Raw genomic sequence first — 18,873 nt, 5'->3', positions numbered from 1 at the left:
GATCTACCTGCAAATACAAATCTCAAGGCATGCACTAACGCTTGCCGAGAATCTTGCCAAGCAGCTCTGGCCGCGGCGCGCCTTGCTGGCTCTTCAGGTTGCCCTGCTCATCCTGGTAGAAGATCGCCGGGGTCGCCTGCAGCCCCATCTCTTCCATCAGGGCCATGTTCGCCGCTAGCTTCTGCTGCACGGCATCCGGCACCTTGTCCAGCGGCTTCAGGGCACTCGCCTTGCCCGCTTTCTCGTGTTCATGCAGCGCCTTGGCCGGGTCCTTGGCTGCCAGCAGTGCCGCCGACTTGCCTGGGCTGTCTTCGCGGATGATGCCGACCATGATATGGCGCAACTGCACCTTGCCCGATTCCACCCACGGCCGCGCCTGTTCCCAGAACATGTTGCAGTAAGGGCAGTTAGGGTCGCTGAACAGGTACACCTTGCGTGGCGCACTGTCCTTGCCGTCGGCGATCCAGGAGGTTTTCTCCATCTTCGCCCAGATTTCCTTGCTCATCGGCGCATACACCAGCTTCTGCAGCGGCTCGGCGCTGAGGTCCTTGCCCTGTTCGTCGAACAGGCTGCCGACCAGTACGTGCTTGCCGTCGGGGGTCAGGTACAGCGCCAGGGCATTGTTCTGGTACTCGGCGGCATAGCCGCGCAGGCCGTTGGGCGCATCGAAGCTGCCTTTGATTTCTGCGCCCTTGGCTTGCAGTTGCTGGATCGCCTTGGGCAGGTCTTCGGCCTGCACCAGCGGGGCGGCCAGCAGGGCCAGGGACAGGGGCAGCAGGGCAGTCAATCGCATGTCAGTTTCCTTGTGCGGCAGGGGCGGGCGGCTTGGCCCGCTCGAAAGGTTCCAGGGCATGACGCAGGCTGGCCCGCGACAGCTCGCCCAGGTGGCTGCCGATCAGGCGGCCGTCGGCGTCGTAGAACAGGGTGGTGGGCAGGGCCATCGAGCCGACCCGCTGGGCCAGCACGCCGGTGCCGTCGAACAGCACATGGGTCAGGCTCAGCCCGGTGGTGGCGAGGAACGTTGTGACATTCTCCGGCGTCTCGCCCTGGTTGACGAAGATGAAGGTCACATGGGGGTATTCGCCCTGTGCCTGTTGCAGTACCGGCATTTCCCGGCGGCAGGGCGGGCACCAGGTGGCCCAGATATTGATCACCAGCGGCTTGCCACGGTAGCTGTGCAGGGCCACGGACTGGCCAGCAGCATTGCGCAAGCTCAGCTCGGGCAGTGCAGTGCCCTTGCTGTACAGGTGGCTGCCCAGGCTGGCCAGGCCCCAGAACAGCGCACCGCTGAACAGTGCCCAGCCCAGCGGGCGACGCAGGCCAGGCTGGCGCCAGCCCTGCCACAGGGTGGCGAGGACGATGCCGACCAGGCCCGACCAGAGCAGGAAGCCGCCATCACGGATGTCGATGACTTGCAGCAGGTCGGCGCGGTACATCGGCCAGTAGGCCAGCACGAAACCCAGGCGGGCGCACAGCAGGCCGATCAGGAAGAGGTTGAATAGCGCCGACTCCGGGCTTTCGCCGCCGCGCCGGGCGACCCACCAGCCGACCAGGCAGGCCACGCCGAGGGCGGCGAGCATCAGCAGGTGGTTGAGGGCCATGGTCAGTGGCCCAAGAGTAACCGTCAGCATCAGCCTTGGCTCCGGGTCTGGGTCCAGTGTTGCAGGAATGCCGCGGCATCCACCTCACCGGTGAGGCGCCGTGCGCGGCGTTCTTCACCTTCCGGGCCGAGCCAGATGATGCTGGGCGGGCCGGGTACCTGGTAGCGCTGCAACAGCGCGCGGCTGGCCTCGGAGTCGGCAGTCACGTCCAGGCGCAGCAGGTGGACGCCCGCCAGGCTGGCTTGCACGTCAGGGCGGTTGAACACCTGCTTTTCCATGACCTTGCACGACACGCACCAGTCGGCGTAGTAGTCGACCATGACCCACTGGCCGCGAGCCTTGGCGGCATCCAGCTCGCGTTGCAGGGCTTCAGGGCTGCTGACCGTGACGAAGTGCTCGTCGGCCTTTTGCACAGTGGCGGGGGCAGTACCGCCGGCGAACGGCCGCAACGGTTGCCACAGATCGTCGCCACCGGCTGCCGCGCCGACCAGCAGCAAGCCCCCCCACAACGCGCCCAGCAGCGGTATCGCGCGCAGTGCCGGCAAGCGCTGCAGCGCCGGCCAGCTGGCCCAGCCCAGGGCAATCAGCCAGGCGCCGCTCAGGGCCAGCAATACAGGGGAGGCAAGCAGGCTGCGCACGGTGTACAGGGCCATGGCCAGGAACACGAAGCCGAACACACCTTTTACCCGGTTCATCCACGCCCCCGGGCGCGGCAGGTAGCGGTTGCCCAGGGTCACCAGCAACAGCAGCGGTACGCCCATACCCAGGCCGAGGCTGAACAACACCAATGCGCCTTGCAGCACATCGCCACTCTGCGCGATGTACAGCAGTGCACCGGCCAGTGGCGCGGTCATGCACGGGCCGAGCAGCAGGCCAGACAGCGCGCCAAGCAGCGCCGCGCCATACAGGTTGCCGCCACGGGTGCCTTGCCCGGCGCGGTCGAGGCGGTCGCGCAAGGCGGCCGGCAGTTGCAGCTCGAAGGCGCCGAACATAGGCAGGGCGAGGAGGATGAACAGGCCGGCCAGGCTGCCCAGCAGCCAAGGCTGCTGCAGCCAGGCCTGCAGGCTGGCGCCCAGCAGTGCCGCGACCACGCCAAGGGCCGCATACACCAGCGCCATGCTCAGTACATAGACCCCGGCCAGCAGCCAGCCACGCCGGGCACTGGCACCGTTGCCCAGGACCAGGCCGGCGAGAATCGGCAGCATCGGCAGCGAGCAAGGGGTGAAGGCCAGCAGCAGGCCAAGGCCGAAGAACGCCAGCAGGCTCCAGCCCAGGCTGGCGCTCTGCAAGCCGCTGGCCAGTGCCTGGTCGCTGGCTTGCCCGCTGGCCGGCGCCACGCTGCCGCCCAGGTCGATGGCGGTAGTTTGCGGTGGGTAGCACAGGCCGGCATCGGCACAACCTTGCCAGCCCAGGCGTAACTGGCCCTGGGCATTGGCCGGGATCAGCAGTTCGAGCTGGTCGCGGTACACCGTGGTGTCACCGAAGAACTCGTCGTGGTGATTCAGGCCGGCAGGCAGTTGCGGTTGCTGGTCGGCGGGCAGGCCGTCGAACTTCAGGCGCTTCTGGTACAGGTAGTAACCCTGCTTGATCTGGAAGTACAGGCGCATCTGGCCGTCAGCCTGGCGGTCGTGGGTCAGCACGAACGCCTGGTTGACCGGCAGGAAGTCGGGTTTGACGTCGAACGGGTTGGCCTGCAACGGGCCGGCCAGGAGTAACGTCAGGAAGAGCAGGAGGATGCGCATGTCTTCGCCTTGGCAGTACGGAATGGTGGCCATGCTGGCTGGGATTGATTAACCCAAGGTTAACCGTTCCTGGCGACGCTGTTGCCGCAGCACCGCATGTCGGCCTTGGACACACCGCGACATATTGTCGGCTTGACTTTGCTTATGCCCATATTCTTGTTGTAAAGTTGACGCATAAGTCAGTTTTTCCTGACTCAAGCGACAAGGTTCTCACCCTTCCGAGTTCCCCGCACAAGAATCAGAAAAAGATGGGCAGATACTCTTCTGCCCAGAGGATCAAGCATGTCCAACCGTGATATTTCCCGGCGCGCCTTCTTGCAAGGCGGCCTGATCGCTGGTGTCGGTGTGACCATGGCGCCACTCGGCAGCCAGGCATTCGCCGCCCTGATGGAGGAGCGCGTCACTACCTCGCCGCAAAAGTGGATGAACCACGACGGCAAGGCACGTTTTCGCAACGACGCGCTGTCCAAGGTCTGTGGCAACAAGGTCTTCGCCCGCGACATCCGCGCCAAGGACATGCCCGGCTGGCCGACCCAGCAAGGCCATGCGCTGCTGCTCAAGGCGACCAAGGCCGACCGTATCTACGCCGGCCATGACCTCAGCCTGCTAGGCGCCGACCTGCAGCCGGACCGTATCGTCACCGCCGCCGACCTGGCGAAGGACGGCATTGCCTGGCCCGAGGCCCACTCGCCCGACCCGCTGCTGCCGCCCGGCCAGGTGCCGATGTTCATCGGCCACCCGGTGGCGATCCTGATCTGGCACGACTTCGAGCGCTTCCGCCAGGCCAAGCGCAAGCTGCAGTTCAACGACAAGGCGATCAAGTACGGCGCCCAGGCTCCGCTGTACCAGCGTGACCCCTATGGCAGCTTCCGCTTCGTGCGTGTGGGCGGCGCCACGCCGTTCGACGACGATGAGTTCTCCAGCCTGAAGAACTCCATGCTGTTCCCCACCATCCTCAACCGCAAGCCGGTGTGGTCGAAAGCGCCCAACCAGCACGGCGACTTGACCGAGCAGGGCCTGTTCTACGCCAAGCGCATGGGCGAACAACTGGACAACCCGCCCGCCGACTGGCTGGTGTTCGACGAACGCTACAAGACGCCGTCGATCGAGCCTGCCGCGCTGGAGCCGGACAATGGCAACGGCTGGTACGACCCGGCGACCGGCACGCTGCACTTCGTGGTCGCAACCCAGTGCCCGTTCGAAGCGGCACAGGAATGCGTGCACATGATCAAGCCGTCGCGCTTCGCCCTGAACACGCTGAACATGCACCCGGGCTACACCGTGGGCTACGGCTCGAAAGACAACAACATCTTTGTCTTCTACGCCGCCGTGGCCGCGCTGTATGGCGACGGCGTGCCGATCCGCCTGGCCAACGACCGCTACGAGCAGTTCCAGAGCGGCATCAAACGCCATGCCTTCGACATCCGCTACCAGCTGGCCGTGGACAAGAAGGACAACAGCTTCAAGATCTTCCGTGCCGACATGAGCTGCGACGGTGGCGGGCGTATCAACTACAGCCCGTCGGTGGCCGCGGTGGGCGCCACTGCAGCGCAATCGATCTACTACATGCCGCAGAACGACCTGTCGGTGACTGCCTACTTCTCGCGCGGTGTCGAGGCTGGCTCCATGCGCGGCTACGGCACCCTGCAGAGCATGGCGGCCACCGAAATGATGGTGGATGAAATTGCCGGTCGGCTGGGCGTCGATGCCATCGACCTGCGCCGCGCCAACGCGCTGAAGTCGGGCATGAAGAACACCCAGGGCGCAGTCCCGGCCGGTGCCCTGCGCCTGTACGAGATTCTCGACAAGGCTGCCGTGCACGACTGGTGGCGCAACCGCGATGCGCGCAAGCAACAGATGGACGCCAAGGACCCGGACCACTGGTACGGCGTTGGCTTTGCCATCTGCCAGAAGGACTTCGGCACCGGCTCCGAAGCCCCCATGGCCAGCGTCGAATTCACCGCCGATGGCCGCATCACGCTGCGCCACATCGGCACCGAACTGGGCACCGGCATGTCCACGTCCCAGGCCCTGGTGGTCAGTGACTTCCTGGGCCGCTCGGCTGATGAGGTGAAGACTGCAGTCACCGAATGGCCGGAGTTGCAGTTGAGCACCAGCGGCAACCCGTACCTGATCAGCCAGCCCGAACAGGATGCCGCGCTGCGCAACCCGCGCTGGGTCGGCAAGCTGGCCTCGCCGTCGTCGGCGACCAACTCGGCGTTCTACTTCAGCCACGCCACCCGTGAAGCGGCCCGCGTGCTGTTCAACCACGGCCTGTGGCCGGCAGCCATGGCCATCTGGAGCCAGGGGCCGCATGGCGGCCAGGCCAACCCGCTGGTGGTGCGCCGTGAGAATGCGGTGTGGGTCAACGGCGAGCTGACCGGCAACGGCCTGGCGCCGATCCCGTTCGCCCAGCTGGCGCAGAAGGCCCACGAGATGGGCCTGGTCACCGGTGCCAGCGTGCACGGTTTCAACCGCTGGAGCTGGGCCGAGGCCGACTTCGTCATCGATGGCGTGCGCGAGCGCTTCCCGCTTGATGCCGTGGCGGTGAAATACGGCGACGGCGCGGTGAATGCCAAGAAGGCGCAGATGAGCAGCCATGGCTACCACTTGCTCGACCGGCAGAATGCCGCGTACCCGGATACCCAGCTGAACAACGCCATGGTCACCTACTACAGCCCGGTGGCGACCATCGTCGAGGTCAAGGTCAACAAAGGCACTCACGAAGTGCAGGTGCTCAACCACCACAGCTGGGTCGAGTGTGGCCGTGTGCTGGTGCCAGAGCTGGTCAAAGGCCAGCTCGAAGGCGGCATCGCCATGGGCATCGGCCATGCGCTGACCGAGGAAATGCCGTTGTACGAGGGCGGGCCCGGGGAGGGCGACTGGAACTTCAACCGCTACCGCCTGCCCCATGCGCGCGATGTGGCGGTGTGGAAGCAGACCAGCGAAATCCTCCCGCCGCTGTCACCGACCGACCCGTCCAAGGGCATCGCCGAAGTGGTGATGATCCCGGTCGTCGGTGCCATCGGCAATGCCGTGGCGCATGCCATTGGCAAGCGCGTGCGCGATCTCCCCATTACCCCAGCCCGTATCAAGGAGGCCCTCAATGGCTAACCGTCCACTGCAACTGACCCTCAACGGTCAACCGGTCGGCCCGGTCGAGGTCCCTGATGACCTGGCGATGATCGACTACCTGCACGAACACCAGAACCTCACAGGTTCGCGCCTTGGCTGCGGCCAGGGCATCTGCCACGCCTGCGTGGTGATCGTCGACAACCCCGACGGCACCAGCGAGGAAGTGCGTACCTGCATCACCGGTGCACATTATTTCGAAGGCAAGAAGGTCCGTACCATCGAAGGCCATGCCAAGCAGGACGAGGCCGGCAACCTGACGCTGAACCCGATCCAGCAGAAGTTCGTCGACCTGTTCGCCTTCCAGTGCAGCTATTGCGCGCCAGGCTTCGTCAACGCCGCCACGGTGCTGGTTGAAACCGCCCACCGCCAGCCGTTGAAGAAGAGCGAAGTGGAAGACCGCATCGAGGCCAGCCTCGGCCACCACATCTGCCGCTGCACCGGGTACGTGCGTTACTACGACGCCACCCGCACGGTGCTCAATGACCTCGGCCTGGTCAAGGAGGGTTGAGCATGGGCTTCGTTCGCAGCACTCTCGCGTTGGCCCTGGGCCTTGCGGTCGTCTCGCTTGCCCAGGCGGCCGACGAGGCGCAGGTCAAGCGTGGTGAATACCTGGCCCGTGCGGCCGACTGCATGGCCTGCCACACGGCCGAAGGCGGCGCACCGTTTGCCGGTGGCCTGCCGATCCATTCGCCGTTCGGCACCATCTATGGCAGCAACATTACCCCGGACAAGCAGTACGGCATCGGCAACTACACGGCCGACGAGTTCTTCGCCGCGGTCACCGAGGGCAAGCGCAAGGATGGCGCCAACCTCTACCCGGCCATGCCCTACACCTCGTACCACCTGATCAAGCGGGAAGACTCGGACGCGATCCTGGCCTACCTGATGACCATCCCGCCGATCAATCGCCCGGCGCCGGAAACCAAGCTGAGCTTCCCGTTCAACGTGCGCTTGGGGCTGACTGGCTGGAACATGCTCTATGGCAAGAGCGTGCAACTGCAGCCAACCGAAGGCAACAGCCCGGCCTGGCAGCGCGGGCAGTACATGGTCGAGGTCATGGGCCACTGCGGCGAGTGCCATACGCCGCGCAACCCGATCGGTGCACTGCAACAGGACAAGCGCCTGACCGGCGGCCTGCTGGCTGGCTACCTGGCGCCGAGCCTGTTGGCCCAGGACCTGGCCGAGCGCGGCTGGACCCAGCCGGACCTGACCACCTTCCTCAAGCACGGCATCAGTGCCCAGGGCAGCATGTTCAACGAGATGTTCCCGGTGGTGCACCACAGCACCCAGCATCTTGAAGACGCCGACCTGGCCGCCATGGCCACCTACCTGCTCGGTGACCAGCCGCCGAAGGCCAAGGTGATCGAGGCAGTGCCACTGGAGCAGCTCACCGACAGCGCCAAACGTGGGCGTCAGCAGTACCTGAACGTCTGTGCCGGCTGCCACGGTGTGGACGGTGAGGGCAAACCGCACATCGCCGTGGCCATGCAGGGCAACACCGTGTTGCGCCAGGGCGACTCACGCAACCTCGTGAAGGCGATCCTTGAGGGCATCCGTGAGCAGCAGTTCACCGGCTTCGAGCGCATGCAGCCGATGCCGGGCTTCGCTGACAAGCTCGACGACCAGCAAGTGACGGACATGGTCAACTACCTGCGCCAGGCCTGGGGTGGATTGCCCGGCGACCTGACCGTACAGCAGCTCGCCGAGCTGAAGGCGGAGTAAACCGTGCAGCATCTCGATCTCCAGGTGATCAGCCAGGCGCTGCAGTGGTCGTGCAATGGCCAGCGGGTGTGGTTGTGCACGGTGCTCGCCACCTACGGCTCGGCGCCTCGCGCGCCGGGCTCGCTGCTGGCGGTCAACGCCAGCGGCCAGTGGCTGGGGTCGCTGTCGGGCGGCTGCGTCGAAGATGACTTCCTCGAACGCGTGGCACGGGGTGAATTCCCCGAGCCGATCGCCATTGTGCGTTACGGTGATGGCAGCGACACGCGTTCGAGCATTCGCCTGCCGTGCGGCGGCGTGCTCGAAGTGCTGGTGGAAAACCTGCCGGCTGACTGTGAAGTACAGGCCCACTTGCGTGAGCTGGAAGGCGCGTTGCGCGGCCAGCGTCGGCTGCTGCGCGAAGTGAGTTTGCCGCAAGGTGAGCGCCAGCTCAGCGACGACCACAGCCAGGGGCCGCGCGTGGAGCGTGAAAGCGGCCGCGTGCGTTTGCGCGTCGGTGCCGCCCAGCGCTTGCTGCTGGCCGGGTACTCCAGCGTCGCGCATTTCTGTGCCGAGTTCGGCAAAGGGATGGGCTTTGAAGTCATCCTCTGCGATCCGCGTGACGAGGTGCTCGAAGGCGTGATGCTGGAGGGGATCGAGGTGCGCCGTGAGCTGCCGTCGGAGTTCATCGCCAATGGTGGTTGCCATGCCGACACGGCAGTGGTTGCATTGACCCATGATCCGAAAATCGATGACCTGGCCATGCTTGAAGCGGTGCGTACCGAAGCGTTCTACATTGGCGTGATGGGCTCGAAGGCCACTTCCGACAAGCGTCGTGAACGCTTGCACCGCATTGGCGGCCTGGGCTACGACGAGCTGGCGCGCATCCACGCGCCGATCGGCCTCAACCTGGGCAGCAAGACCCCGGCCGAGATCGCCCTGGCAGTGCTTGCCGATATCCTGCGCCTGCGCAACGGCATCGGGCGGGCAGCGCTGTGAGTGTGGTGGCGCTGGTGTTGGCGGCCGGCAGCAGCGTGCGCTTCGGTGGCGACAAGCGCCGGGCGCTGATGGCTGATGGGCGAAGTGTGCTGGTGCACAGCGTCGAACGTGCCTGCACAGTGTTTGATGATGTGCGGGTGGTGTTGCGTGACGGGGAGCGGGGAGAGGCACTCGGGTTGCCATCGGCGTGCCGGGTCATCTCCAGCGCCGATTTCACGCTTGGCATGGGCCATAGCCTGGCGGCTGGCGCTGCTTCGCTGGTCGACAGCGAGGCGCGGGCGGTGGCGATTCTGTTGGGTGACATGCCTTGGGTGGAACTCGGGACCCTGGGTTTGCTTGCACGCGAGGCCAGTGGGTCGACGATAGTTCTGCCTTGTCATGCTGGGCAGCAAGGCCATCCGGTAGTATTCGGACGTGATTTTTGGCCAGCGCTAGCGCGGCTGACGGGTGATGAAGGGGCGCGTTCGGTGGTGAGAGCCCATCCGGACAGTTGCGTCAGGCTGGCAGTCGAGGATGCTGGTGTGCTGCGCGATGTCGATACGCCTGATGCACTGCGCCAATGAGTTTATCTGTCACGTATTACTCATCTTCTTCGTCATCGAATTCGTAAGGCTCCAGTTCGCCCAACTGGGAAAGCAGGATCAGATGCACGTCGGCCTTGAGCCGCTGCAGATTGGCCAGCTTTGCAGGCCCGCCCAGCATCAACGCCGGGACGAAGCCATACATCTCGTCAGGCGCCAAGGTGCCCAGCGTTTCCCTCGCGGCCTCGAACAGGTCCAGGTCGATGCCTTCAGTCAGTACCCACATGAGCAGGCCCTGGATCTTCGCGTCCCGTTCCTCGTCGGTCGAGCTGTAGGCGCCATCGATGTAGCGGGATGCGTAGGCAGTGATGGTCAGGACTGACCCGGTTTCTTCGCCCCAGAGATACAGCTCGCCGAAAGCGCTGCGCGCGATGAGGTGGTAGGTGTCGCGGGTCTCGAAGTCAGTGCCTGACAGCCAGAAGGCGACGACATCTTCGTATTCCTTCGGGTTGACCATCCAGAACAGGCCGCCGCCGTAGCCGCACCAGCCGTGGTCTTGCCAGTAGGTCAGGAGTTGGTTGGGGAGTTTGTCTTTGTAATCTTCCAGAGCGGAAGGGGGGACGGGCTGGTGGCCGATGGGGTCGTTGAAGGTTTCGAGGAAGATGGAAAAGAGAACGTTCATTTTTCACGCCTGTTAGTGTAGTTAGAAGTCAGAGAAGCTGTAGGGTTCGAGGGGGCAAATCTGGGCGAGCAGTGTTAAGTGCTCTACAGTCTTAACTTTTTCGAGGTGGGAAAGATCGCAGGGTCCACCGAATGTCAAAGCTGGAACGAAGCCATACATTTCATCATGGTTTAGCGTGCCTAGTTTTTTCTTTGCGGGTCGGAACATGTCGTCGAAATCAACAGATGCCTTCTCTTTGCTGAGGAAAAAACTTTGGACCTCTCTATCCATGTCAGTTGCCGTTAATTCACATTCGCTACCCCGGTATCGAGAGATATGAGGCAGAATTTTTACGGAAAAACCCGTTTTCTCTCCAAATAAATACAAGTCGCCAAATGCGCCGCGAGCAATAAGGTGATACCTGTCTCTGTTTGCCAATGGTGTATCTTCTATAAGTGAGGACAATACTCCTTCATACTCCTGGGGGTTGACGGTCCAGAATACTCCCTCGCCATATCCACACCAACCGTGTTCCTTCCAATGCTCGAGTAATTTGTCGGGTAGTACTCCCTTATAGCGCTCTATGCTTGAGGAAGGTACTTCTTGTCGGAATATGGGCTTGCCAACTTGCTCAACAAAAATGGAATAAACTTCATCCATAGCGGAATCCTCAGTGGTTAGCATTTATGCAGCTTGACGTTTAGCAGGCTTGAGCTTGCTCCTGACTTTGCCGCGTTCTCGGCGGCGGACTTCATGCTTTCAACTTTATTTCTCCATTGTGGGCCGATAGTTGAGTTGACTTGCTTGTCTCCAAAATCAGAAATAGCATCTCGCCCGCCGGCTATCAAGTCAGGATTATGCAAAGCAGCCAAGGATAACATCGTTTCCTTTGCTTGCTTGACTGAGAGTTTTTTCGCTTCAATGGGGCTCATGGTTTTCAAGAGGTCTTTCTGGATTCTTTCCTGTAACTCAGCGTAGAGTTCCTTTCTCGCTATTTTCGCAAGGCGTGGATTTCGCTTGGCTGGAGTGGCGAGGTTTTCGAGAAACTCTTCTACCGTCAGCCGATTCAACCCATCCTGCTGGCCTTTCAACTGCCGTTCAAACTCGCCATGCTTCGACGCCGGCAAGTTGTCAGCCTTGAAACAGGCCACCGTATGCAATGGCATGCTACCGGGCTTACCCGTGGAAGGCTCCTTGTCTTTCCCTGCTGGCCGGTTTGGCTGCGCAGGCTGCGGATCACTCACCACACCTTTACGCCGTTCCGGCACCTGCAGATCCGGCCGTTTCTTCAAAGCCTCCTCATGCTTGAGCATCCACTGCCCAATCCGTGCGCCTTTCTTGCTGGCGGCCATTTCCTGAGCCAGCACACCCGCATTGCCACGCCCACGGGTGAGGTAGGAAACCATGGCGCCTAACAGCAGCATCACGACTTCCACATGCCCGGTGGCAATGAAGTGCGCGGCCTGATTGATGGCAAGCGGGTTGTCCTGGCTGAACGCGCTCAGACCTTGTTCACCACGTGGGCCTTCCCAGGCGATGCCGATGCCGTCCAGGTAGTACTCGCCGATGCGTGGCAAGCCGTCGACGAAAAATTCGGCAAGGGACGCAATGCCCAGCACGCCGAGGATCCAGCCGCTGACCTTGAAGCCGATGGCCGTGCCTGCAACGCCGCCGGGAAAGGCGCCGACGCCGCCGGCGAAGGCACCGATGCCGGCACCGAGCAGGCCGCCCGTGAGGGCGCTGCCGGCGACGATCATCGCCATCTGCTCGGCCACCCCGAGCAAGTCGTTGAGGATGCTTTTGATGTCGAGGTCGGCGAAGCGCTGGCGCAGCAGTTCGCCCGCGACCCACTCGGCCTTGTAGAGCGCGCGCCGCACACTGTCGACACGGCGCAGCTGGAGGGCCAGTGATGGCACCTCTTCGTTAAGGTAGGTACGGAAATGGGCGCCTCCCTGATAGCCCATTTCATCGGTGATGCGTGTCTCGATATCGCGCCAGGTGGGCACAATGTGCCAGAGCAGCATGAGGCGTCTCCCTGCCAGTTTTGTGCAGGGGAATCACATCATGGGGTGTGGGTAGGACGTTCCTGAGTCGGTTGTAGGAAAAGTCGATTCGTTGCTGATGGTGGGGTTTTAGGGATTGGGTTGTTGCTGCGAAGGGTACGGCTGGAGGGATTTGTCGCCCTGGAGATCGAGCGCCGCCCGCGCGGCGCATCGCGGATAAACCCGCTCCTACATCTGTTGCAACGTGGCCATGCCTGTGAGGCCATGGTTGTCAGCCTTGTCTGTAGGGCTCAAGCCATGCGCCAAGGCGGGCAACCATGGCGTAACAGGTTCGGCACGTTGCAACAGATGTAGGAGCGGATTTATCCGCGATGCGCCGCGCGGGCGGCGCTCGATCTCACAGGCGCTGCAAGGCTTTCGGCGAACACAAAAAGGTCCATAATCCCCCCTTAATCCCCCCATAGTGCAATGCCAGCCACACCACTCCGGGAGCCTCACCATGCACGTTCTGCTCTGCGAGGACGACGACCTGATCGCCAGCGGCATCTGCGCCGGCCTCACCGCCCAGGGCCTGACCGTCGACCGCGTGGCCAATGCCGCCAGTGCCCGGGCCTTGCTGCAGGCGGCACAGTTCGACGTGATGATCCTCGACCTCGGCCTGCCCGACGAAGATGGCCTGAAACTGCTGCGCCGCCTGCGCCAGCAGGGTGTGGACCTGCCCGTGCTGGTACTCACTGCGCGCGATGCGGTCACTGACCGCGTCGACGGCCTGCAGGCGGGCGCCGACGACTACCTGCTCAAACCCTTCGACCTGCGCGAGCTGGCTGCGCGCCTGCATACCCTGTTGCGTCGGGTAGCGGGGCGGGCGGTCAACGTGATCGAGCATGGCCCGCTGCGTTATGACCCGAGCAGCTGCGAAGCATCCCTGGCCGGCCAGCCGGTCGACCTGTCGCGGCGCGAGCAGGCGTTACTGCAGGCATTGCTGCAGAACCCCGGTCGCGTGCTGTCCAGCGAACAACTCAAGGACTGCGTGTACGGCTTCAGCGATGAAGTCGAGAGCAACGCGCTGAACGTGCATATCCACCACCTGCGGCGCAAACTCGGCAACAGCATCGTCGAGACCGTGCGTGGCCTGGGTTACCGGCTGGGGCCTGCGCAGGCGCCCGAAGAGGCTGCCTCATGAGCCTGCGGGTACGCCTGAGCCTGATCCTCGGCACCGCCTTCATCATCATTTGGGCACTGGCAGCGGCGTGGATGCTGCGCGACCTGCGCCAGCAGATGATGTTCTCCCTCGACCAGCGCCTGGTCGCCTCGGCGCGCATGGTCGCCGGGCTGATCGAGCAGTTGCCGCAGCCGTTGGCGGCCAAGGGCGAGGATGCGCATTTTTCCGCCGACCAGCTGAGCGTGCCCGATGGCATGGCCTGCCAGGTGAGCTCCCTGCGTGGCGAGATACTCGCCAGCAACCACAAACACGACGGCGCCATGGACGACCAGCGCAGCGGCTTCCGCGACCAGACCATCGACGGCGCGTTGTGGCGCACCTTCACCTACAACCACGGTGACGTACGCATCACCACCGCCGACCGGCACATGGAGCGCGAGGCGCTGAACCAGTCGATTCTGCTGGCCGCCTCGGCACCGGTGCTGATGGCCTTGCTCGGCAGCCTCGGGTTGCTGTGGATCGGCCTGGGCAAAGGCCTGGAACCGCTCAATCGTATGCGTGACGCTTTGCGCCGACGGCGCGCCGACAGTGTCGAGCCGTTGCAGGTGGCCGGCTTGCCCAGCGAGCTGCAACCCTTGCTCGACACCCAGAACCAACTGTTCCTGCGCATCGCCCAGACCATCGAGCGCGAACGGCGCCTGACCGACGATGCCGCCCACGAACTGCGCAGCCCGCTGACGGCGATCAAGACCCACCTGCAGGTGGCACGCATGACCGACGGTGCGGTGCGCGAGCAGGCCCTGGAGCATGCCGAGCAAGGCGCCGACCGCATGCACCGGACCCTGGAGCAGTTGCTGATGCTGGCGCGGGTCGAGGGCAGCCTGTCGTTCGAGGATGGTGTGCAGTGCAGCGCAGAGCAAGTCGCCCGCCAAGCGGTGCAAGATGCCGGCGGCGGTGACAACCGGCGCATCGTATTGCGCCTGCCGCAGGAGGCTACGCAGATCTACCTGGGCATGCCTGCACCGCTGGCGGTGGCGGCCTTGCGCAACCTGCTGGACAACGCCCTGCGCCACGGTGGTGATACCGAGGTGGAGCTGGAGGTGCAGATGGCCGATGGGCAGGTGGGGTTCATGGTCCGTGACCATGGGCCGGGTATTGCCGATGACGACCTGCAGCACCTGACCGAGCGTTTCTGGCGCAATGGCCAGAGCGGTGGGTGTGGGTTGGGGCTGGCGATCGTTCAGGCGATCGTGCAGCGATGTGCCGGTAGCCTCAGGTTCGACAGCCGCAATGATGGGTTGCGAGTGCTGCTGCAGGTGCCGGCGCGGTCCGCTAGCTGATCTTTACTGCCAGTACCGGCCTCTTCGCGGGCAAACCCGCTCCCACAGGTGCTGCACAGGGCTGGAAGTCCATGCAACATCTGTGGGAGCGGGTTTACCCGCGAAAGGGCCGGTACAGGCACAGCAAAATCCCGCAACAACCGCTAAATCCTCCACGCACTCAAGCGTTTTCCAAGCGATAACTGCCCATTCGCTTGCTTGCGAGGATTTACCCATGTCCACCGCTACCAGCCTTGCCCAGGTCCTGCCGGCCGGCGCGCCGCACCCTCTGTACGAATTCAGCGAATCCCCGCTGCTGCAGCGCCAGCAGCAACAGGAGTCCAACGCCCGCAGCTACCCGCGGCGCATTCCTCTGGCGCTCAAACGCGCCCGTGGCATCTACGTGGAAGACGTCGAAGGGCGCCAGTTCATCGATTGCCTGGCCGGCGCTGGCACCCTGGCCCTGGGCCACAACCACCCGGTGGTGATCGAAGCGATCCAGCGCGTGCTGGCCGACGAACTGCCGCTGCATACCCTGGACCTGACCACGCCGGTCAAGGACCGCTTCGTCCAGGACCTGTTCGGCATTCTGCCCGAAGCCCTGCGCCGCGAAGCCAAGGTGCAGTTCTGCGGGCCAACCGGCACCGACGCAGTGGAGGCGGCGCTCAAGCTGGTGCGCGGTGCCACCGGGCGCAGTACCGTGCTGGCCTTCCAGGGCGCCTACCATGGCATGAGCCAAGGTGCGCTGAGCCTGATGGGCAGCCACGGCCCCAAGCAGCCGCTGGGTGCGCTGCTGAGCAATGGCGTGCAGTTCATGCCGTACCCCTATGACTACCGCTGCCCGTTCGGCCTCGGTGGCGAAGCCGGGGTCAAGGCCAACCTGCACTACCTGGAAAACCTGCTGCTGGACCCGGAAAGCGGCGTGCCGCTGCCGGCGGCGGTGATCCTTGAAGTGGTGCAGGGTGAGGGCGGGGTAATTCCGGCCGACATCGAGTGGCTCAAAGGCGTGCGGCATATCACCGAGCAGGCCGGCGTGGCGTTGATCGTCGACGAGATCCAGAGCGGTTTCGCCCGCACCGGGCGGATGTTCGCCTTCGAGCATGCCGGCATCGTGCCGGATGTGGTCACCTTGTCCAAGGCCATCGGCGGCAGCCTGCCACTGGCGGTGGTGGTGTACCGCGACTGGCTGGATACCTGGAAGCCAGGCGCCCACGCCGGCACCTTCCGCGGTAATCAGATGGCCATGGCCGCGGGTTCGGCGGTGATCGACTACCTGGTCGAGCATCGCCTGGCCGAACATGCCGAGGCCATGGGCCAGCGCTTGCGCGAACACCTGCAGCGACTGCAGCGGGGTTACCCGCAACTGGGCGATATCCGTGGACGTGGCTTGATGCTTGGGGTGGAACTGGTCGACCCGCAGGGGCAACCCGACGCGTTGGGCCACCCGCCCGCCAATCGGGAGCTTGCACCCAAAGTGCAGCGCGAATGCCTCAAGCGTGGCCTGATTCTCGAATTGGGTGGGCGCCATGGCGCCGTGGTGCGCTTCCTGCCGCCGCTGATCATCAGCGCACAGCAGGTCGACGAAGTGGCGCAGCGCTTTGCCGAAGCGCTGGCTGCGGCCGTTTGATTCCGGGAGGGCCGCGCTGCGGCCCTTTCGTTCGGCCTGCTCAGTCGCAGGCTTCACCCAGGCGCCAATACCCCATCGTCATCAGGCTTTCGCGCGGCAGCCCGCGCTGCTTGGTCAGGTAACGGCGAATATCCAGCACCGTCGCAGACTCCCCGGCCACCCAGGCATAGAACGCGTTTTCCAGTGGCAGGCTGGCCAGTTCGCGCACGGCGTGTTGCATGGCCTGGCCATGGTCGCAGCGCAGCAGCTCCCGGGGCAGCCAGTGCAGGCGGGTACTGGCGCTGTGGCGCAGGGGCAGGCAATCAGCTTCCTGCGGGACTTCGATGAAGGCTTCCACGGCCAGTTCGGGCTGTTCCTCGGCCAGCGCTTCGAGAATGCCGGCGATGGCGGGCAATGCCGTTTCGTCGCCAATGAGCAGCACATGGCGGGTACCTTGTGGCGGCTTCCACTCATAGCCGCCGGGGTCGCCGGCGTGGGCCAGGTTCGGCGCCACCATCAGCAGCCGGTCGCCCTCCTGGGCATGGGTTGCCCAGGCCGAGGCTGGCCCATTGACCCCGTGAAGTACAAAGTCCACGTCGACTTCCAACGCATCCGGGCGCAAGGCGCGGATGGTGTAGGTGCGCATGGGTGGGCGCTGTTCGGCGGCCAGTGCGCTGTGCGCGGTCTTCCAGTGAACGTCGTGGGGCAGGGTTGGCAACGAACCGTCTGGGGCAGGAAACAGCAGTTTCACGCGCTGGTCCGGCGCCAAGGTGAGCATGAATTCGACATCCGGGCCGGTGAACACCAGGCGAGCGAACGATGGGCTGAGGCGGATGCGCCGAGCCAGAACCAGGTCGAACGCGCGATAGGCGCGGGCACCTGGCGATTGGCCCTGAACCAGGCGGCGCAGGCCTTGTTGCCAAGCCTGGAGCATGCTGGCGGAGCGGGTCATGGGGAAATCCTCTTGCAAGCGGCTTTCCTTATGAACGAGCTGCCAGTGTGGCGAATTAACCCTGATCCGCGTTCGCGAGCTGCCAGCCACCCCCTAACGCTTTGTAAAGCGCCACGCTGCCCTGCAGGCGAGCCAGACGCAACTGGGCCTGCTGGTCCTGGGCGAGATAGAGCGTGCGCTGGGTTTCGAGCACGCTCAGCAGGGTTTCGGCGCCCGCTGCGTAGCGCCGTTGGGCCAGGTCGAAGGCCAGGCGCGCCTGTTCGACTTCCTGGTCCTGCCACTGGCGCTGCTGTTCGACGCCGTGGATGGCATTCAGGGCCTTCTCGACGTCGGCGAAGCCGGCCAGGATGCTGCTACGGTAGCTTTCCAGCAACTCGTCCTGCTCGGCCTCAGCCAACTGCTGTGCCGCGCGCAGCCGGCCATTGTTGAAGATCGGTGCGACCAGGCCGGTGGTCAGGGTGTAGTAGGAGCTGTCGAAGACCTCGGCGAAGGTGCGTGCGCCGGTGCCGATGTTGGCGCCCAAGGTCACTTTTGGCAGCAGGGCGGCCCTGGCCACCTGAATATTGGCGTTGGCGGCGGCCAGGCGTGATTCGGCGGCGGCGATGTCTGGGCGGCGGGTCAGCAGTTCGCTGGGTATGCCGCTGCCAATCTGCGGCCAATTTACAGCCTGCAGTGCTTCGCTTGTGGTGGGCAGGGCCTGGACTGGGTCGCCCAGCAGTGTGGCCAGGGTAACGCGGTTGTCTTGCCACTGCTGTTCGAGCAGCGGCACTTGCCGCTGCTGGGCGGCCACCAGGCTGCGTTGCTGGGCCAGTTCCAGGCGTGTCGCGGAACCTGCGCGCTGGCGAGTTTCGACCAAGGCCAGGACATCACGGGCGTTACGCAGGTTGAGGCGGGCAATGCGCAGTTGTTCTTCCAGGGCCAGGCCCTGCAGGTAACTGTTGGCCACGCTGCTGACCAGTGTCAATTCGACGGTCTGGCGGTCGAAGCGGCTGGCGTCGAGGCTGTGCAGGGCGCTTGAACGGGCGGCGCGCAGGCCACCCCAGAAGTCGATCTCGTAGCTGGCGACCAGCTGCATGCCGAACGACGTGCTGGTCGGTTCGTACTTGCTGACATCGAGCTGGTCATAACCCTCGCCATGCAGCAGGCGCTGGCGACTGCCGTCGAGTTCAAACCTGAGCTCCGGCAGCAGTGGCGCCCCGGCGATCACTGCCCGTGCCTGAGCCTGGCGCACGCGCGCCGTGGCGGCGGCGAGGTCGTGGGCATTGTTCCGGGCACGTTCGACCAGGCGGTCCAGTTCGGCGCTGTCGAAGGCCTGCCACCACTGGGCTGAAGGCTGGCTGGCAGTGGCCTGGGCGGCAGCGCCTTGCCAGGCTGAAGGGGCAGTGATGCCGCTGGGTGGCGCGGACGGCAGGCTGCAGGCGGCGAGGCCCAGGCACAGGGACAACAGGCTGATGCGGCTTGGCAGGGTCATGGG

At 64.3% G+C, this 18,873-nt stretch carries 16 protein-coding genes; 8 read left to right on the top strand and 8 right to left on the bottom strand.

Going from position 1 to position 18,873, the window contains the following annotated elements; genetic code table 11:
* Nucleotides 1-34: 34 nt before the first annotated feature.
* From dsbG to dsbD, 3 genes are read right to left on the bottom strand one after another with little or no spacing between them, the layout of a single operon-like run.
* Complete coding sequence (gene dsbG / locus BUQ73_RS17615; protein ID WP_079229032.1) at nt 35-793, bottom strand: thiol:disulfide interchange protein DsbG; 759 nt, start codon at nt 791-793, stop codon at nt 35-37.
* Nucleotide 794: 1 nt separating this feature from the next.
* Entirely contained in the window at nt 795-1,631 is an 837-nt protein-coding gene (locus BUQ73_RS17610; protein WP_079229031.1) for a TlpA family protein disulfide reductase, read from the bottom strand.
* Nucleotides 1,631-3,343: a protein-disulfide reductase DsbD gene (gene dsbD / locus BUQ73_RS17605; RefSeq protein WP_079230583.1), complete on the bottom strand. Its 1,713-nt coding sequence runs from the start codon at nt 3,341-3,343 to the stop codon at nt 1,631-1,633. Before dsbD ends, BUQ73_RS17610 begins: the two co-directional genes overlap by 1 nt.
* A gap of 282 nt (nt 3,344-3,625) precedes the next feature.
* Here dsbD and BUQ73_RS17600 point away from each other — a divergent pair, with 282 nt between their 5' ends.
* The 5 genes from BUQ73_RS17600 to BUQ73_RS17580 are packed head-to-tail and all read left to right on the top strand — an operon-like array spanning nt 3,626 to nt 9,738.
* Complete coding sequence (locus BUQ73_RS17600; RefSeq protein ID WP_079229030.1) at nt 3,626-6,457, top strand: xanthine dehydrogenase family protein molybdopterin-binding subunit; 2,832 nt, start codon at nt 3,626-3,628, stop codon at nt 6,455-6,457.
* Nucleotides 6,450-6,986 carry a (2Fe-2S)-binding protein gene (locus tag BUQ73_RS17595; protein ID WP_079229029.1) on the top strand — a complete coding sequence of 179 codons (537 nt, stop codon included), beginning with the start codon at nt 6,450-6,452 and terminating at the stop codon, nt 6,984-6,986. The genes BUQ73_RS17600 and BUQ73_RS17595 overlap by 8 nt, the downstream gene beginning before the upstream one ends.
* 2 nt (nt 6,987-6,988) lie before the next feature.
* A complete protein-coding gene (locus tag BUQ73_RS17590) occupies nt 6,989-8,200 on the top strand; it encodes a cytochrome c (RefSeq protein WP_079229028.1) in 1,212 nt (403 codons plus the stop codon).
* A gap of 3 nt (nt 8,201-8,203) precedes the next feature.
* Nucleotides 8,204-9,175 (top strand): XdhC family protein, encoded by a 972-nt coding sequence (locus BUQ73_RS17585; protein ID WP_079229027.1) that lies wholly within the window; start codon nt 8,204-8,206, stop codon nt 9,173-9,175.
* On the top strand, nt 9,172-9,738 hold the full coding sequence (locus BUQ73_RS17580; protein WP_079229026.1) for a nucleotidyltransferase family protein: 567 nt from the start codon (nt 9,172-9,174) through the stop codon (nt 9,736-9,738). The genes BUQ73_RS17585 and BUQ73_RS17580 overlap by 4 nt, the downstream gene beginning before the upstream one ends.
* A gap of 16 nt (nt 9,739-9,754) precedes the next feature.
* On the opposite strand, the gene BUQ73_RS17575 is transcribed toward BUQ73_RS17580, so the two are convergent.
* From BUQ73_RS17575 to BUQ73_RS17565, 3 genes are read right to left on the bottom strand one after another with little or no spacing between them, the layout of a single operon-like run.
* On the bottom strand, nt 9,755-10,378 hold the full coding sequence (locus BUQ73_RS17575; RefSeq protein WP_079229025.1) for a GAD-like domain-containing protein: 624 nt from the start codon (nt 10,376-10,378) through the stop codon (nt 9,755-9,757).
* A gap of 21 nt (nt 10,379-10,399) precedes the next feature.
* Complete coding sequence (locus BUQ73_RS17570; RefSeq protein WP_079230582.1) at nt 10,400-11,017, bottom strand: GAD-like domain-containing protein; 618 nt, start codon at nt 11,015-11,017, stop codon at nt 10,400-10,402.
* A gap of 17 nt (nt 11,018-11,034) precedes the next feature.
* The gene (locus tag BUQ73_RS17565; RefSeq protein WP_079229024.1) at nt 11,035-12,381 is read right to left on the bottom strand and encodes a DUF6861 domain-containing protein; all 1,347 of its coding nucleotides are present in this window, start codon (nt 12,379-12,381) and stop codon (nt 11,035-11,037) included.
* 478 nt (nt 12,382-12,859) lie between these two features.
* Between BUQ73_RS17565 and BUQ73_RS17560 the strand changes: the two genes are divergently transcribed.
* The 3 genes from BUQ73_RS17560 (at nt 12,860) to BUQ73_RS17550 (ending at nt 16,468) form a co-directional block, all read left to right on the top strand.
* Nucleotides 12,860-13,543 carry a response regulator transcription factor gene (locus BUQ73_RS17560; RefSeq protein ID WP_027921299.1) on the top strand — a complete coding sequence of 228 codons (684 nt, stop codon included), beginning with the start codon at nt 12,860-12,862 and terminating at the stop codon, nt 13,541-13,543.
* Nucleotides 13,540-14,862, top strand: a complete 1,323-nt coding sequence (locus BUQ73_RS17555) for an ATP-binding protein (protein ID WP_079229023.1) — start codon at nt 13,540-13,542, stop codon at nt 14,860-14,862. The genes BUQ73_RS17560 and BUQ73_RS17555 overlap by 4 nt, the downstream gene beginning before the upstream one ends.
* 214 nt (nt 14,863-15,076) lie before the next feature.
* Nucleotides 15,077-16,468, top strand: coding sequence for an aspartate aminotransferase family protein (locus BUQ73_RS17550; RefSeq protein ID WP_079229022.1), 1,392 nt, complete (start codon nt 15,077-15,079; stop codon nt 16,466-16,468).
* A 40-nt stretch (nt 16,469-16,508) separates the two neighbouring features.
* On the opposite strand, the gene BUQ73_RS17545 is transcribed toward BUQ73_RS17550, so the two are convergent.
* Nucleotides 16,509-17,399 carry a siderophore-interacting protein gene (locus tag BUQ73_RS17545; RefSeq protein WP_079229021.1) on the bottom strand — a complete coding sequence of 297 codons (891 nt, stop codon included), beginning with the start codon at nt 17,397-17,399 and terminating at the stop codon, nt 16,509-16,511.
* A gap of 55 nt (nt 17,400-17,454) precedes the next feature.
* On the bottom strand, nt 17,455-18,870 hold the full coding sequence (locus BUQ73_RS17540; RefSeq protein WP_079229020.1) for an efflux transporter outer membrane subunit: 1,416 nt from the start codon (nt 18,868-18,870) through the stop codon (nt 17,455-17,457).
* Nucleotides 18,871-18,873 lie beyond the last annotated feature (3 nt).

The sequence above is a fragment of the Pseudomonas putida genome (genome assembly GCF_002025705.1).
Taxonomy (GTDB): domain Bacteria; phylum Pseudomonadota; class Gammaproteobacteria; order Pseudomonadales; family Pseudomonadaceae; genus Aquipseudomonas; species Aquipseudomonas putida_J.
The sequence above is the reverse complement of the archived record's forward strand: the minus strand, read 5'-3'. Positions and strand labels throughout refer to the sequence as shown.

Coding starts and splice junctions, on each gene's coding strand:
- dsbG (WP_079229032.1), bottom strand. CDS start 793: ATGCGATTGACTGCCCTGCTGCCCCTGTCCCTGGCCCTGCTGGCCGCC.
- BUQ73_RS17610 (WP_079229031.1), bottom strand. CDS start 1,631: ATGCTGACGGTTACTCTTGGGCCACTGACCATGGCCCTCAACCACCTG.
- dsbD (WP_079230583.1), bottom strand. CDS start 3,343: ATGCGCATCCTCCTGCTCTTCCTGACGTTACTCCTGGCCGGCCCGTTG.
- BUQ73_RS17600 (WP_079229030.1), top strand. CDS start 3,626: ATGTCCAACCGTGATATTTCCCGGCGCGCCTTCTTGCAAGGCGGCCTG.
- BUQ73_RS17595 (WP_079229029.1), top strand. CDS start 6,450: ATGGCTAACCGTCCACTGCAACTGACCCTCAACGGTCAACCGGTCGGC.
- BUQ73_RS17590 (WP_079229028.1), top strand. CDS start 6,989: ATGGGCTTCGTTCGCAGCACTCTCGCGTTGGCCCTGGGCCTTGCGGTC.
- BUQ73_RS17575 (WP_079229025.1), bottom strand. CDS start 10,378: ATGAACGTTCTCTTTTCCATCTTCCTCGAAACCTTCAACGACCCCATC.
- BUQ73_RS17570 (WP_079230582.1), bottom strand. CDS start 11,017: ATGGATGAAGTTTATTCCATTTTTGTTGAGCAAGTTGGCAAGCCCATA.
- BUQ73_RS17565 (WP_079229024.1), bottom strand. CDS start 12,381: ATGCTGCTCTGGCACATTGTGCCCACCTGGCGCGATATCGAGACACGC.
- BUQ73_RS17560 (WP_027921299.1), top strand. CDS start 12,860: ATGCACGTTCTGCTCTGCGAGGACGACGACCTGATCGCCAGCGGCATC.
- BUQ73_RS17555 (WP_079229023.1), top strand. CDS start 13,540: ATGAGCCTGCGGGTACGCCTGAGCCTGATCCTCGGCACCGCCTTCATC.
- BUQ73_RS17550 (WP_079229022.1), top strand. CDS start 15,077: ATGTCCACCGCTACCAGCCTTGCCCAGGTCCTGCCGGCCGGCGCGCCG.
- BUQ73_RS17545 (WP_079229021.1), bottom strand. CDS start 17,399: ATGACCCGCTCCGCCAGCATGCTCCAGGCTTGGCAACAAGGCCTGCGC.
- BUQ73_RS17540 (WP_079229020.1), bottom strand. CDS start 18,870: ATGACCCTGCCAAGCCGCATCAGCCTGTTGTCCCTGTGCCTGGGCCTC.